Origin of the sequence: Micromonospora sp. BQ11 (assembly GCF_052068135.1) — a bacterium.
Taxonomy (GTDB): Bacteria; Actinomycetota; Actinomycetes; order Mycobacteriales; family Micromonosporaceae; genus Micromonospora.
Genome location: NZ_JBQHDB010000009.1, coordinates 31,780 through 45,796 on the forward strand (window position 1 = coordinate 31,780; position 14,017 = coordinate 45,796).

The 14,017-nt window shown below is 66.8% G+C and carries 12 protein-coding genes and 1 pseudogene; 9 read left to right on the forward strand and 4 right to left on the reverse strand.

Translation table 11 applies throughout. The features are described 5' to 3' along the window. The first annotated feature begins 37 nt into the window (after positions 1-37). The 3 genes from ACTMSW_RS19550 to ACTMSW_RS19560 all read left to right on the forward strand — a co-directional run bounded on the left by ACTMSW_RS19550 (position 38) and on the right by ACTMSW_RS19560 (position 2,060). On the forward strand, positions 38-643 hold the full coding sequence (locus tag ACTMSW_RS19550; RefSeq protein ID WP_441182065.1) for a hypothetical protein: 606 nt from the start codon (positions 38-40) through the stop codon (positions 641-643). A gap of 74 nt (positions 644-717) precedes the next feature. Then, positions 718-864 (forward strand): hypothetical protein, encoded by a 147-nt coding sequence (locus ACTMSW_RS19555; protein ID WP_441182066.1) that lies wholly within the window; start codon positions 718-720, stop codon positions 862-864. After that, positions 861-2,060, forward strand: coding sequence for a hypothetical protein (locus tag ACTMSW_RS19560; protein WP_441182067.1), 1,200 nt, complete (start codon positions 861-863; stop codon positions 2,058-2,060). The genes ACTMSW_RS19555 and ACTMSW_RS19560 overlap by 4 nt, the downstream gene beginning before the upstream one ends. Here ACTMSW_RS19560 and ACTMSW_RS19565 read toward each other — a convergent pair. Further along, positions 2,053-2,604 (reverse strand): hypothetical protein, encoded by a 552-nt coding sequence (locus ACTMSW_RS19565; RefSeq protein ID WP_441182068.1) that lies wholly within the window; start codon positions 2,602-2,604, stop codon positions 2,053-2,055. The genes ACTMSW_RS19560 and ACTMSW_RS19565 overlap by 8 nt on opposite strands. A 224-nt stretch (positions 2,605-2,828) precedes the next feature. On the opposite strand from ACTMSW_RS19565, the gene ACTMSW_RS19570 reads away from it, so the two are divergent. The 6 genes and pseudogenes from ACTMSW_RS19570 to ACTMSW_RS19595 all read left to right on the forward strand — a co-directional run bounded on the left by ACTMSW_RS19570 (position 2,829) and on the right by ACTMSW_RS19595 (position 9,827). Continuing rightward, positions 2,829-3,443 carry a restriction endonuclease gene (locus ACTMSW_RS19570; protein ID WP_441182069.1) on the forward strand — a complete coding sequence of 205 codons (615 nt, stop codon included), beginning with the start codon at positions 2,829-2,831 and terminating at the stop codon, positions 3,441-3,443. 18 nt (positions 3,444-3,461) lie between these two features. Further along, positions 3,462-4,153, forward strand: a pseudogene (locus ACTMSW_RS19575) (DUF6642 family protein). Beyond that, entirely contained in the window at positions 4,116-4,658 is a 543-nt protein-coding gene (locus tag ACTMSW_RS19580) for a RipA family octameric membrane protein (protein ID WP_441182286.1), read from the forward strand. Before ACTMSW_RS19575 ends, ACTMSW_RS19580 begins: the two are co-directional and overlap by 38 nt. A gap of 109 nt (positions 4,659-4,767) precedes the next feature. Beyond that, entirely contained in the window at positions 4,768-6,033 is a 1,266-nt protein-coding gene (locus ACTMSW_RS19585; protein ID WP_441182070.1) for a TIR-like protein FxsC, read from the forward strand. Next, positions 6,033-9,407 (forward strand): FxSxx-COOH system tetratricopeptide repeat protein, encoded by a 3,375-nt coding sequence (gene fxsT, locus ACTMSW_RS19590; protein WP_441182071.1) that lies wholly within the window; start codon positions 6,033-6,035, stop codon positions 9,405-9,407. The genes ACTMSW_RS19585 and fxsT overlap by 1 nt, the downstream gene beginning before the upstream one ends. A 15-nt stretch (positions 9,408-9,422) precedes the next feature. After that, positions 9,423-9,827 (forward strand): hypothetical protein, encoded by a 405-nt coding sequence (locus tag ACTMSW_RS19595; RefSeq protein WP_441182072.1) that lies wholly within the window; start codon positions 9,423-9,425, stop codon positions 9,825-9,827. Between the two features lie 385 nt (positions 9,828-10,212). On the opposite strand, the gene ACTMSW_RS19600 is transcribed toward ACTMSW_RS19595, so the two are convergent. The 3 genes from ACTMSW_RS19600 to ACTMSW_RS19610 are packed head-to-tail and all read right to left on the reverse strand — an operon-like array spanning position 10,213 to position 13,698. Continuing rightward, positions 10,213-11,457: an HD domain-containing protein gene (locus tag ACTMSW_RS19600; protein WP_441182073.1), complete on the reverse strand. Its 1,245-nt coding sequence runs from the start codon at positions 11,455-11,457 to the stop codon at positions 10,213-10,215. Then, positions 11,454-13,040, reverse strand: a complete 1,587-nt coding sequence (locus ACTMSW_RS19605; RefSeq protein WP_441182074.1) for a TIR domain-containing protein — start codon at positions 13,038-13,040, stop codon at positions 11,454-11,456. The genes ACTMSW_RS19600 and ACTMSW_RS19605 overlap by 4 nt, the downstream gene beginning before the upstream one ends. Next, entirely contained in the window at positions 13,018-13,698 is a 681-nt protein-coding gene (locus ACTMSW_RS19610) for an adenylate kinase family protein (RefSeq protein ID WP_441182075.1), read from the reverse strand. The genes ACTMSW_RS19605 and ACTMSW_RS19610 overlap by 23 nt, the downstream gene beginning before the upstream one ends. Positions 13,699-14,017 lie beyond the last annotated feature (319 nt).

Genomic DNA, 14,017 nt, shown 5'->3' on the forward strand with positions numbered 1-14,017 from the left:
ATAGGAAGCATTGCCCTGCCGTGGCAACCTGCTGACTGTGGGAACCTTCGTCGCGCAGCTTCCGGCCCTCATCGGCGTACTGGTCGGAACCCTGGGGACGATCCTGGCCACCACGCTCGCCGACCGTGCCCGATGGAAGCGAAGCCAAGACGTCCGCTGGGACGAACGGCGGCTTGACGCCTACGTCGAGTACGCCCGGACGATCAAGGAGATCCACGCGATCGCATTGCGAATGACCGCCGCTGACAGGCCCGCATCGCGTAGCCATCGCATTGATCGAGAGGTGGGCGTCGCGATGCTGGCCGAGGCGGACGTCCGCCGTACGCTGGTATGGGAGAGCATGCTCCTACTCGGCGATGAGCAGACGGTAGCTGCAGCTCGGACCTGGCGAGATGCCGTCTGGCAGGTGGAGCACTGCGCACGGGGGTTCGCGGACCAGCAGGTCGATGTTGCGAGCCTGCTCAACCGCGCTGATGAGGCGCGAGATGGCTTCTACCGTGCGGCTCGTTCGAGTCTCGGTGTGCGTGGTGGCTCAGTCGCGCAGTCGTCGATGCTGAGGAGAGAGTTCGCGTCCGGATGGCTGGCCGCGTCACCGACATCGGCGGGCCGTCAGGTATCCGACAACAAGGGCGCCTGGAACTAGCGCATCAGGTGCTCGTCCGTCACTTAAGGCCGCGCGGGCGATGCGATCGGGCGGTGATCGGTACGGTATGCAGCGTGTCTTCGCCCACTCCCGCGCCGCTGCTCCGGCAGTCCAGCGACATTCCGGAGCGCACGAGCACGAGCGTCGTGCTCGGGCTCGCCGCGGTGCTGACATCGTTGCGGCCGGCCAGAGCCGCCCGCGGCCGAAAGGCGAAGGCATGACGACCGTCGAACCGACCCCCGCCGCGCCCACCGCATGGTTGTTGCCGGACGACGTCGGCGAGCTGACCGATGGTCTGACGCAGCGGCAGTCCCGCCTCTGGCAGCTCACCAGCCCGGGCGAGTTGGCCGCGTGGGCGCTCGCCGAACCCGAGCCGGCGCCGCTCGACCAGGGGCCGCCCGCCTTCGAGGGTGACTGGAGGGAGGGACTTGACGGAAGCCAGCAGGCCGCGTGGGCGCTCGCCGGCTGGGTCACTCGGATGACCGTGCCTGAGGCCGCGGCCACCGCCGGTAGGCATTGGCTGCTGTCCCGGATTGACCAGGGCGGTGGATCACTGCTGCGGCTGACGGTGGGCGTCCTGGAGACCTTCGGCGTCTTGGAGCACGGCGCGGAGGTGTGGTTCCGGGTCCTGGCCGCGCCGCTCGACAGCGCCCTCGATGCCGGCGCGCTCGACGAGGAGGAGTGGGAGCGGCGCGGTGTCGAACTCCTACGGGACGGCACCAAAACCCTCGCCGAAGGCAAGTACCTGCTGCGCTGCCCGGACATCCGTACCGCGCAGTGGTTGCTGCGGCAGCCGCCGGTTATGGCCGGCGCGCGGATGCTCAACGGGTGGGTGGCCGCCGGGCCGTTCCCCTTTGCGAGCAGGTACCGGCCGGAAACCGCGGCACGCGCCTGGCTGGCGGCCGAGACGCTGCTCGATGCTGAGCCGCAGGCGGCGTCCCCCATCGGTGGCCGGGGCTTCGACCGGCCGTACGCTGGCTCGGCCTTACCCGTCGAACTGCCCGCGCAGCGGTTGTTCGACGCAGCGGCCTACCGGGCCGGGGTGATCGAACACGACCGACTCTGCCGAGCGTTGGTCGACCACCTCGCTGCGTCAGGGATACGGGTCGGGGCCGGACTCGCCGGGGTGAACGTCGACCTGGCTTGGCGGGACACCGGCGGGCGGCAGTTCATCGCCGAGGTCAAGAGCGTGGTCGGCGGCAACAAGGTCGAGCAGCTCCGGCTCGGCCTCGGCCAGGTCCTCGAATACCGGTACCGGCTGGCGGCGCGCGGCCTGCTGGTGACGCCCGTCCTGCTGGTGTCGGGCAACGAGGACCTGACATGGCGGGACATCTGCGCCGGCAGCGGCGTCACCCTGCTGTCCGGCGACACGAAGGCGAGATGGACGGTCGATCTTGAGGGTGCGGCCGTCAACTGACCTCGCGTTGCTGCGGAACCGCGCAGCGGTCGCAGTCCTCGCGGCCCGACCAACTCGTCATGCCGAAGTGCTCGGGTCCCACGATCTGGTGGCCAAAGTGTCGCCCGACCGACATCCGGAAGCTCCAGATCGCTTCGGCGTAGCGGTGGTAGGCGTCGTGGTAGTCGTTGGAACGGATGGTCGCGCCGGCACGGATGACGTCACGGATGCCGATAAGGCGGCGGAAGGCTGTCTCGCCCGCCGTTACCAGATCCGGCGTGCCGGACATCAGCAGTCGCTCGCGGGCCTGGTAGAGCCTGGCCTCCACGAGAGCGCGCCCGGCGGCCTGCTGGAGAGCTTCGGCGCTGGCCCCGGACTGCGCCACGTCGCGGAGGAGACCGTGCGCAGAGTCCAGCGCCAGCGCGAAGTCGATGCTGTTCCGCCACGAATCCACCTCGCGGTCCCGAGAGCGGCCGTCCTTCTCCCGTCGCAGATCGACCAGCAGTGTGCCGGACAGCGCGATGATCGCGCCCGCTGCCGTGCTCGCCAACGGCACCGAATCCATGGAGGACATCCTCACACCAAGCGTGATCGGATCTGAAGTGACGGGTACCTGACGATATCGACGCTCATGCGCGTCTCTTGTCGGACCTGGCCGCGAGACTGAGGCTCCCTCGACCCGGGAGGTGCCTCGTGCCGTACGTCAGGTCCCACACCAGGAAGAACGGAGCCCGGGTCCGGGCGCACTACCGTAGGCGGCGCCCCGGCAATGTTCGACGGAGGTCGACGGTGCGCCGAGTGTCCGGTGGTGGCGGGTCCTCCAACGGCCTGGGTCTGGTGCTGGGTGCCCTGGCCGTCCTCGTGGTGCTCGGGATGGTCGTCGAGTTCGTGACTCGGCATCCGTACTGGTCGGCCTTCCTGGCGACCCTCGTCGTCGCGGGGGCGGTCGCGGTGGGTTTTGCCGTGTCGAAGCAGCGTGCCCGCGAGCGGGCCGACCAGGCCCAGCGGGACAGGCTCATCGCGGTGACCGATGCGATGAGCGGGCCCGAGTTCGAGCAGTGGTTCGCACGCATCCTGGTCGCGTCCGGGTTCCGGCAGGTGACGGTGTGCGGGGGCTCCAGCGACCGGGGAGCGGACGTCACGGCGACCGCTCCCGACGGCCGCCGCGTGGTGGTGCAGTGTAAGCGGCAGAGCACCAGCAACCGGGTGGGGAGTGCCGCGATCCAGCGGTTCGCCGGCACCTGCCGCGACATCCACGGTGGCGAGATCTGCATGATCGTGACGAACAGTTTCTTCACCGCCGGCGACGGCATCGAGTTGGCCCGGCAGCTCAACATCACGCTGGTCGACCGGCACGCCCTGGAGATGTGGGCGTGGACGGGGGCGCCACCGAGGGTTCCATGACGTACGAGGGGATGCGACGTGGACAATCCCGGCAGGGTGTTCGGCGTAGAGGGTGAGTGGGACGACGACCTGACCGAACGCGGCTCTGTGTTGCCGACGCTGGAGTTGTTGGAGCGACTGAACCGGATTCGCTTCCTCCACCGGGATGTGGCCAGCCGTGGCGAGCTGCGCTACTACCTCGATCAGTGGCTGTCCGAGAAGTACACCGCCCACAGAGTCGGCATCTTCGCGATAGACAGCGGCCCCGGCAGCCTGTGACTGTCGCGGAACCAGCAGCTCGACCTGGCCGAGGTGGTCAGTTGGCTGGCGGGTCGATGCGCCGGTAAGCAGCTCTACTTCGACTGCAGCGCCATTCTCCGGATCTCCGACGCTGCCCTCACCGAGATTTTGGAGGGGACCGGAGCGACGATGGTGTGTGGTTTCATCAGGACCATCGACTGGGTGGACTCGGCCGCGTTCGACACGGTTCTCGTCGACCGCTCGCCAACGCTCGTAAGGCCAACAGCACCGAAGAGTTGGTGCGGACGGCCCACTGGATGCCGTTGGCCCAGCACCTCGGCTCCCGCATGATCTACCGGAGCGGTCACGGCCCGCGCATCCCGGCGATCAGGCGATCCGACCCAGCCGGGGGCTTGCGGCTCACCTCGAGGCCGCCAAACTGTACCGGTGAAGATGGCAACGTACCTCAGGACCACGACCGCGCGGTTTGAGGAGGTGGCCCCGACGTTGTGGGGCCCGCCCAGCGACGGGGACGAGCACGGCAGCCCCACCGGCGGCCAGCAGAGTGTGATCCTGGAGCAGTACAAGATCTATGTGGAGATGGCGGACCGGGTCAGTGCCAGACGCGGTTTGACGAACACCTTCTTCCTGAGTCTCAACACGCTGATCGCCACGGTGGCCGGGATCGTCTGGAGCGACCGTGCGAACGTCGACGTCTGGTACCTGTCCGTTCCAGTGGCCGCGCTGCTGCTCCAATGTGCGGCCTGGTTCTGGCTGCTTCGGTCCCACCGCCAACTCAACTCGGCCAAATACATTGTGATCGGAGCGCTGGAGGAGCGGTTGCCGGCGTCGCCGTACTGGCGGGCGGAGTGGAAGGCGCTCGGCGAGGGCCGCGATCTGTCCAGATACTGGCCCCTGACCCACCTCGAGCAGTGGATTCCCGTTTCGTTCGCCTTGGTGTACGTGACCGGCTTCATCCTCGCGATCCTTGCCTGACCTCCGCCGTCCGGCGCATTCCCCCGATGCTGTCGGCTTTTCGACAATTGCCTCAAGGTCGTCTCGTCGGTCAGACTGGCAGCCGACTCAGGGCGAGGGTGAGCAGCGGATGCCTTACCTGTTCTTTTTGAGCTATTGCGGCGACGACGGACGCGGTGGATACGTCACTGACTTCTACGGCGACCTCTGCGACGAGATCAGGAGGCGCACCACCGAGCCCGAAGAGGACATCGGCTTCCAGTACGTGGGCATGCGGGACGGGACGCTGTGGCGCCCCACCGTCTCCGACAGCCTCGGCACCTGTCGAGTCTTCGTCCCCCTCTACTCGCCGCGCTACTTCCGCGCCCGGTTCTGCGGGCAGGAATGGGGGATCTTCGCCGAGCGGCAGCGACTCTACGAGCAGCAGCACGGCCACGTCCCGGAACTGATCGTCCCGGTGCTCTGGGAGGACGTCTTCGCGAGCGGCCCCGGACGGATACCGAAGGTCGCCGAGGACATCTGGACCAAGAACGAGGACCTGGCCGCACCGTATCGGACCTCCGGGCTGCGTAAACTCGTTCAGCACAAGACCCGGTACCGCGACGCCTACCACGACGTGGTCGACCGCATCGCCGAAGTGATCATCAGCGTGGCCGAGCAGTACCCATTGCCGGTCAGTACGGGACCGATCGACTTCGACACCGCTCCCGACGTCTTCCAGCCGGACGGTTGCGAGCCGGGCAGTGCCGTTCCCGACCAGCGGCTGGGGGAGCCGTCCGGCGGTGGACCACGCCACGTCCACCTGGTGGTGGCGGCGCCGACGGCGGCCGAGGCCGCACAGGAGCGCACGAACGTCGACCGCTACGGAAGGCGCTCGGAGGACTGGACGCCCTATCTTCCCGCGGCTGCGAAGCCCGTGGTGCGTTACGCGATGGCGGTGGCCGACGAGCAGGATCTGACTCCGCACCCGGTCGGCGCCGACGACGGGCTGTCCACGTTGCTCGAGGAGGCAGAGTCGGAGGGCGAACTGGTGGTCCTGCTGGTGGACGCCTGGGCGACCCGCATCCCCGCCTACGCCGAAGCGCTGAGGCCCTACGACGACCACCTGTACGGAAACTGTGCGGTGCTGCTGCCGTGGAACCCGACGGACGAGGAGTCGGAGTCGCAGGCCCCGGCGCTCGGGGCGTCGGTGCTCTCACTGTTCAAGAAGAACGCCCGCATCCCCCATCCGACGTTCCGTGGCTCGCTGCACTCGGTCGACGAGTTCAAGCAGGCTCTCCGTGAGGTGCTCATCAAGACGCAGAGCTTCGTGTTCGAGCAGCACGCAGTCCCGGAGCTGGTGAACGCGGGAGCGTTCGTTGCGCGGCCGCAGCTCGAAGGGCCGGGTGGGGCGTGATGGGAACGGAGTCGGCCGACGGTCGGATCATCACCTTCTACTCCTACAAGGGCGGAACCGGCCGATCGATGGCACTGGCGAATGTCGCCTGGATTCTTGCCAGCAACGGTCATCGCGTCCTCGCCGTCGACTGGGACCTGGAGGCACCCGGTCTGCACCGATACTTCCACCCCTTCCTGCCGGACCGTGAACTCAGCTCCACGCCCGGACTGATGGACATGCTGTGGAGCTATTCCACCGCGATGATGGACACCTCCCGGGGCGACAACGAGCAGTGGCGAGAGGCCCACGCCGACGTGCTGGACCACGCCGTCTCCCTGCGATGGGCCTTTGCCCGCGGTGGGGTCGTGGACCTATTGCCCGCGGGCCAGCAGGACCGTTCCTACGCCACCCGCGTGATGTCGTTCGACTGGGACAACTTCTACAACCGGCTGCATGGCGGGTCCTTCGTGGAGGAAATGAAGCGCAGCATGCGTCGGCACTACGACTACATACTCATCGACAGTCGGACCGGCCTGAACGACACCTCGGGGATCTGCACGGTTCAGCTCCCTGACACTCTGGTCGTCTGTTTCACCCTGAACAACCAGAGCATCGCCGGCTCGCTCGCGGTCGCCGACTCGGTCCGCCGGCAACGTGACGCGTCCGACCTGCGGATCCTGCCGGTGCCCATGCGGGTCGAGGATGGCGAGTCGAAGCGGCTGGAGGCGGCGCGCAGCTACGTGCGATCCGGATTCCGGCGTCTGCTGAGCGGTTCCAGCGCGGAAGAGCGGGATCGCTACTGGGGTGACGTCGAAATCCCATACAAGATCTTCTACGCCTACGAAGAGATCCTGGCGACCGTCGGCGACCGCGCGCACCAGGAGGGTTCGCTGCTGGCAGCCTACGAGAGGCTCACCAGCCATGTGACCGACGGGCGGGTCGGGGCGGTCGTGCCGCTGGACGACGCCGAGCGGGAAGCGTTGACCAAGCGTTTCTGGCGACAGGCCGTCGGCGGCGGGCTCTACGACTTCTTCATCAGCCATGTGCGGTCCGACCAGCGATGGGCCGAATGGATCGCGGCGCATCTGGAGCAGGCGGGCTACCGGGTGTGGGTGCGGTCGTGGGATGTGCGGCCGGGGGCACGCTGGCACGAGGAGATCGAGAAGGCAATCCTGTCCAGCGACGTGACGCTCGCACTGCTGTCTCCCGCATCGGTCCGGTCGGCCGAGGTCCAGCAGGAGTGGCAGCTTGCCCGGGAGGTCGATCCGGGCGGCGAGGCCGCCCGACTGGTGCCCGTCCAGGTCGTCGAATGCGTGCCGCCGCTGGCGCTCCGGGAGCTGACCGGCATCGAACTCGTGGGTAGCGACGGGGGCACGGCTCGGCGGCGCCTGCTCTCGGCGGTCAAGCGGATCCAACCCCCGTCCGGCGGCCATCGCTATCACCGCGAGCACCGCTCACCCGACGGCTTTCCCGGGCGACTGCCCGAAGTCTCGAACCTGCCGCCGAGACCACGGGACATGGTCGGACGGGACGACGAGATCTTCGAATTGTGGGCCGGCTTCCAGGAATCCCGGGGCACCGTCCAGGCGGTCTGCGGGCTGGCTGGCGTCGGCAAGACCGCACTGGTGCTGGAGTACGCACACCGCTTCGCGCACGAATACGACCTGGTGTGGTGGATGCGCTCCGGCGAGGCGGGCGGCGTTCCGGCCGGGCTGACGGAGTTGTCCGTGACACTCGACCTGCATGCCGGGCGCGACCTGACCAGACCCTCCGCAGAGCTCCTGTCCGAGCTCCGGCGCCGTAGGTCGCTCCTTATCCTCGACGACGTCGAAGATGATCCCGACTGGCTCACCTCTCTGTCGTACGGGCCGGATATCCTCCTCACGTCCCGGCGCCGTGGCTGGGGCCGGGACGTCATCGAGCGCGATCTGCCCCTGCTGTCGACCGGTGAGGCGGTAGCGCTGCTCCGGGGAACGCTGCCAGCCCTGTCGGACGGCGATGCCGGGGTGATCGCCCGGTTGGTGGGAGGGCTGCCGCTCGCGCTCGCCATGGTGGCGTCGGCGCTGAGCGCCGGAACGCCCGTCGCAAGCATCATCCAGTCATTCAGCTCACCGGGATGGGGCGCCCCCTACGAATCGGTGCTCGCGTCGTACTGGAGGTGGGCGCGGGATCGATTGAGGAGCGAGTCGACGGCGGCGACCGAACTCCTGCGCATCGTCGCCTTCTTCGCGCCCGATCCCGTCCCGTACAGCGTCCTCACCAAGACCCCGGCCACCGTGGATGACCCGGAGCTGCGGAAGGCACTGACGCGGGACTCGGGGTTCGCCGACATCCTCACCGCCCTGCACCGTTACAGCCTGATCGAGCGGACGGACGAGAGCCTGCGGGTGCACCCGCTGGTCCAGGCCGCCGTCCGTGCCGACATGACGTCCACGGAGGCGGAGTCCTGCCGACGGCAAAGTGAGCGCCTCCTTGCCTCGGCCCGGCTCGGGGATCCCAGCGATCCGGGTAGCTGGCCCCGCTACGGACAGCTCTCCGCGCACGTGCTCGCCGCCGACTGGGTCAACGGGGCGGCGCTGCGTGCGCTGGTGCTGCTCCTGTGCGGATACCTGTCCGCCAGCGGTCAGATCGAAAACGCTCGGGCATTGGCCAACACCGTCGTGCGGCGTTTCACCGAGCTGTTGGGCGCGGAGCACCGGGACACCGCTTCCGGCATGCACGTCCTGGCCACCCTGGCCTGGGAGGCCGGCGATCAGGAGGAAGCCTGCGACCTGGCCAGCCGGACCTGGGAGTTGCGGCGTCGGCTACTCGGCACGCAACACCGCGAAACGCTCGCCACGTTGAACAACCTCGCCGTCATGTTGTGGAGCATCGGGAAGCAGGACGAGGCGCTGGCCCACAACGGCATGGTCCTGCACGATCGACGCGAGTTGCTCGGTGCCGACCACCCGGACACCGTGGTGGCGCTGGGCAACCGGGCCAGCATGCTGTACTGGCTGGGCCGCGTCGACGAGGCACTCCGTTGCGAACTGACGGTGTACGAGAAGCGCGCGTCAGCCCTCGGTGAGCGACACCCGGCCACTCTCGCGTCGCTGGGCAACATCGCCAGCCTGCAGGAGCGCATGGGGCGAACGGTCGAGGCCACGTCGACATACCAGCGGCACGCCGAGCGTTCCGCCGAGTCTCTCGGTGGCGAGCACCCCGATACGCTGCGGGCACAATTCTGTCTGAGCCGCACCAGATTCCACCTGGGAGAAGTGCTCGGCGCGCGGCAGCTGCTCACCGACACCCTGGAACGGCAGCTCCGGGTGCTCGGCTCGCACCACCCGCAGGTGAAAGCGTCCCGAGCGCTGCTGGCCGAGATCGCGACGAGGCAGCGTGAGCGAGCTTGACCGAGGAGGAATCCGGTGGATACGACCATGATCGCCCTGGCAAGCCAGGCGGGGCAGGCTCTGGTGCGGACCATGGCCTCGGAGGCCTGGCCGCTGATCCTCCAGAGACTGACCACCTTGTACGCGCGCATTGGTGAGAGCCGGGCGAACGAGGTGATCGACGCCCTTGAGGACTCACGCCGGTCCGTACTCAACGGGGGATCGACGCCTGAAATGGTGGCGAACCGCTGGCAGGGGCGGTTCGAGGCGCTTCTGGAGGTGTATCCCGAGCAGGCGGAGGAACTGCGCGAGGTGGTCGTTCGCGCCACCTCGGCGGTCGACGCCGAGTCCGGCCGGCCGTTCACCGTCGGAGGTGGAGTGATCCTCGGCAACAGCCAAATCATCGCGCGCAACTCCGGTGGCGGCACGATCTGGCCCTGATCTGGCCATTGACCGGTAGGTCAGCAACTACTGCTCAGACTCACCAGCGTGCGGCGGACGCTCAATGACAACCGCTCATGGCGTAGCCGACAGCGCGCCTTCCGGGCCGCCTCGGAATCGGCGGTCAGGCAGCGTGCGAGGCGTGCACACACCTCATCAACCACCACCGGATCGCTGAGATCCTGCTCGTCGGCCCCAAGCGACTACGCCAACCGGCGACGGGCACCCGACTCGACCAGTTCCAGCGTGCTGACGCGCGGACGCAACATCAGCGGTCGGTTCGATACCAGCACGATCAGGCCGATTTTCATAGGTACGTCAAGGCTGAGCGGATCGAGGACGCGCACCCTCGCCCTCTGACGGGTTTGGCATACCGCTGCGCCACCTACCGCCGGTTGTCCTCGTGCCAGACATGCCGTCCAGCCGCATCGGCCTTGTCGAAGATGACGTCCTCCTTGCGCGCGGCGAACTCCGTCTCCATACCGAAGAGGTCGTGGGCACGCTTGCGTTGCACCTGAACCGCCCCTGTACGACTGATGAAGACGCTCTCCCCGACGGACGCGAGGAGATCCACGCCGGGGAAGCCAGGCACCGGATAGATGTTCTCCGGCGCGATCGGGTACAACCGGTCGGTGCGCACGCCCGGCCCCACGTGGCGAGGTGGTGACCAGTGGTCGTCTCCCCAGTGGAGGTCCTCGATTCGGTTCAGCGCATCCGACATTTGGCGATATGCCTCCAGTCCGGTGCGCGCCGGCGGGCGGCGCCCCACCTCCGACAAGGCAGACATTATCCGTCCGAACCGGCTGTTATGCGTTCCTTGGTTCGGCGGCAGAGGGCTCCGAGGCGCTACTGGCGCGGGTTTTTCGGGTGTGGCCTGAATGCCCTGCGAGGCTGTTCGCCAGAGACTTTCCGCGGTCACCTCCCGCAGCTCGGCTGTCACCCGGAAAATGCGCCTCAACAGCTCCTGGCTGTGCTGACGGAGAGGCGGAAAGACGCGGTCGTTCTTGTCTGTGTAGCGAATCAAAAAGGTGAGGTGCCGGTCGTCCATCCGGCCCTGCTTCTTCAACAGGATGAAGGCCAGCGCCTGCATCTTGTCCACCGCGCGCACGAACCGTGCCTCCGGTGTAAGCAGCTTCAAACTCTCCATCAGCAATGCGAAGTGGACCTTGGCCACCGGCGGACGCAGCTGGTCGGTGAACCATTCGATGGCCGCGCTCTCCTGTTGGAACTTGTCGGCTTGGCGAGCGGGGTTGAAGGCATGTCCCTGATCACCGGTGCCGTCGATGCCGAGTGGATTGGCATCGCCGGTGACGATTTCCATCTTGTCGTGCAGGACCGCCAGCTCGACCGCGTGACCGCGGTGGATGTAGGGGAAGTTCGGTGCGAGCAGGATTACCGCGTCCGCGACTGTCCAGCTGTGCTCGGCGACGGTCTCCATCCGTGGGAAGTCTTCCAGGCGGTCGGCTGCCTCTGCGGCGGCGGTCTCGAAGTCCCAGTACGGCTGGTGCACGTACCGTCGGATGCGCAGCAGCTGAAACGCCCACAGCATCAGGTCGATGTCCCGGGCGACAGCCTCCTGCGACAGAGCAGGCGTCCTCTGGTCCAGCTCTTCCAGTGGCTGTTCGGTCACGGAGTCCGTCCAATCATCAGTCTGTCCTCGAGTAGCAGTCGTATCTCCTCGGCAACTGCCATGATCTTCCCGACCGGGAAGGTGAGCTGTTGTAGACCCGCGACGTTGCTGAAGTCCTCGCATCCCTCCTCGAGCAGGATGATCGCTCGATCGAAGCCGAGGCGCCCCTGGAACAGGCCGAGCTCGTGTACGACGTTCTGGCGGGCGCGAAGGGTCCCGTCACGCTGCTCGTCCTCACCCGTGAGAACGAGGAAGGCGAAGTCGCACTGGTGCAGCATGTGACTGAGTCGATCAACGACGGTCAGGCCGGCGACCGGGACACGGTTGAACTCCTCCCAGCCGAGCTGAAGCCGGTCACGGATGAAGTCTCGCAACTGGAGCCAGAGGAGTGAACGTCCGTGGCCGATGAAGATGGTGGGCGCTGCCAGTGTCATGCCAACCCTCTCGTCCATGCCAGCTGTGGTCTGCAGAGATGATGAACCCGAGGGCGGTGTGCGGGTCAAGACCTGGCCGCCAAACCCAAGGTCGGCTACCACGCGCAATGCCTCTAGCCTGGCCTTCCGGATGGTGGTCACGCTGCGGCGGATGTTGATCGTTCGGGCCGCGATTTGTCCAATGTCCCGCATCTTGTCGGCGCGGCGTTCAGGAGAGTGCTCGAACTCCGCAAACTTTGGCATGAGGACGCCGCTGAATGCTCCCGACAGGTACGGAAACTCCTTCAACTCGATCAGTTCCTCCGGGTCGCCGGGTTGTAGGAGGAAGTCGATCCCCATCCAGCCCAGGAACCGGTGGAGTGCGCCCAGGTCCAACACTAGGTCGGGGTGGCTGTGATGAAGACCGCAGGCGATCCTACCGAGGGTGCGGTCCCGTCCGATGATGGACACGCGGTACTCGTCCACATGGCTCAGCACCCAGTAGTGGGCGAGTGCGCGCTCGAATGCCTCAGTCGCTGGCCCATCCGTGCGCACCCGCATCGCGTTGACCCGCTGAACCACGTTCCACAGAAAGGCATGATCCCCGAGCCTGGCGGGCAGAAGAGCCGCGCGGTCGATTAGCTTCGGGAAGCGATATCGTTCATCGAGGAACCGCATGCCCTGTCCGAGTTGACGCTCGCCGTAGCGGAATTCGTGCCGACGGGGGTCCTCACGATGTGGAGGCCCGGTGAGCCTATCCACGTCCTCCGTCCAGTTGGCCAGCATGTCCAAAGTGGTGTTGTGTGAGCGAGAGTGGATATGCGGTGCGATCGGTTGCAGGATCTCATGAACCTTGCTCTCCTGCCACTCCGGGTGTAGGCCCGTACCTCTAAAGTGGATCAGCTTGCGCTGCACGAGTTCGTCGACACTTCCCGTCGAGCCGACGTACTCGACCAAGCCGTGGGCAGAGATCGACGCCAGCGGTTCGATCAGGTCGATGCCCACAGGGGACTGCACCAAATCCACGGCAGGAATGATCAGGGGAGTGTCGGAGACCAGCGAGCCGGCCCAGAGCATGCGGTACAGGTGACGGACCAGCTCGCGGTGTTCGAACCGTTGAGGTAGTCGATGCAGTGCCAGAATTTGATCATTGAGGAAGTGGATGAACATCCGACTCCCCAAGGCCGCGTCGTAGGGCTTCGCCGATGGCTTCAGCCATCAGGCCGGCCGTCTGCTCGGAAGGGAAGGTGATTCCTGTCCACCAGCGCTGGAATCTCTTGACCAGTTGCGCTGCGTGGCGGTCGACGAGGCGTTGCCTGCGTGCCACCGCGTCGCGGTCGGTGTCGTCGGCGCGCTGAATCGGTATCGCGTTAGCGCAGCACGCGGTCGCTGGCCACGGCCGGCCGCAACAGGAGCAGACCCTCCGCTCTGCTAGCCGCTGTTCCAGCGTTGCTCTTGACGCCGTCAGGTGGACACCGGCCACGCGCGCGGTGGGAATCCCGGCCGCATTGAGCATGGTCGGTATGGCGAGGAACTGTGCCGGGGTTCGAGGATAGCCGTCGAACAAGGTCGGAGACCCGCCCGATTTTCTGGCTTCCGTGAGGAGGTGCCGGTACATAGCTGTCGGAATCGGCGCGCCGCTCTCGACGAGCCGGCGAGCGGCCTGTCGGTCCTGCGGCCTCTCGGCCTTCGCGGCCAGCGCGCGAAGGACCTCACCCGCGCGAAAGGTGGGTGCGTTCCAGGTCGCAGACAGGCGTGCGCAGAGGGTGGTCTTGCCGACTCCGGGCGCACCTATCACGAAGAGCGCGAGAGGCCGACCCGTCTCCACCGGTGGCGATCGCCGCGTTACGGTGTGGCGGGAGTGTGGCGGAGACAAGCGAACCTCCTACGCCGGCCCTCTTCCTGTGCAAGCTAACATCTCTCGTCGTTACCGCCAGGCTGACCGAAATCAACTCATCCGCGTATGGGTTCGTCTTTCCGATTGGCCGAAATTGCGAGGACAGATCTCTTGGCGTAGCGACCAGAGCTGAGCCATATTCATGGCGCAAGAAGCGCCTTCCCCGAACGAGGCAGGCTACCCGCCGATGGGTTCGCCGCGACGCGGTTGCACTCGAGAGTTCTGCTGGTCGACCGGATGTTCCTGCGGT

Excerpts from the sequence above, each read along its gene's own strand:
- ACTMSW_RS19560 (WP_441182067.1), top strand. The coding sequence starts at position 861 with ATGACGACCGTCGAACCGACCCCCGCCGCGCCCACCGCATGGTTGTTG.
- ACTMSW_RS19565 (WP_441182068.1), bottom strand. The coding sequence starts at position 2,604 with ATGGATTCGGTGCCGTTGGCGAGCACGGCAGCGGGCGCGATCATCGCG.
- ACTMSW_RS19580 (WP_441182286.1), top strand. The coding sequence starts at position 4,116 with ATGGCAACGTACCTCAGGACCACGACCGCGCGGTTTGAGGAGGTGGCC.
- ACTMSW_RS19585 (WP_441182070.1), top strand. The coding sequence starts at position 4,768 with ATGCCTTACCTGTTCTTTTTGAGCTATTGCGGCGACGACGGACGCGGT.
- fxsT (WP_441182071.1), top strand. The coding sequence starts at position 6,033 with ATGGGAACGGAGTCGGCCGACGGTCGGATCATCACCTTCTACTCCTAC.
- ACTMSW_RS19605 (WP_441182074.1), bottom strand. The coding sequence starts at position 13,040 with ATGTTCATCCACTTCCTCAATGATCAAATTCTGGCACTGCATCGACTA.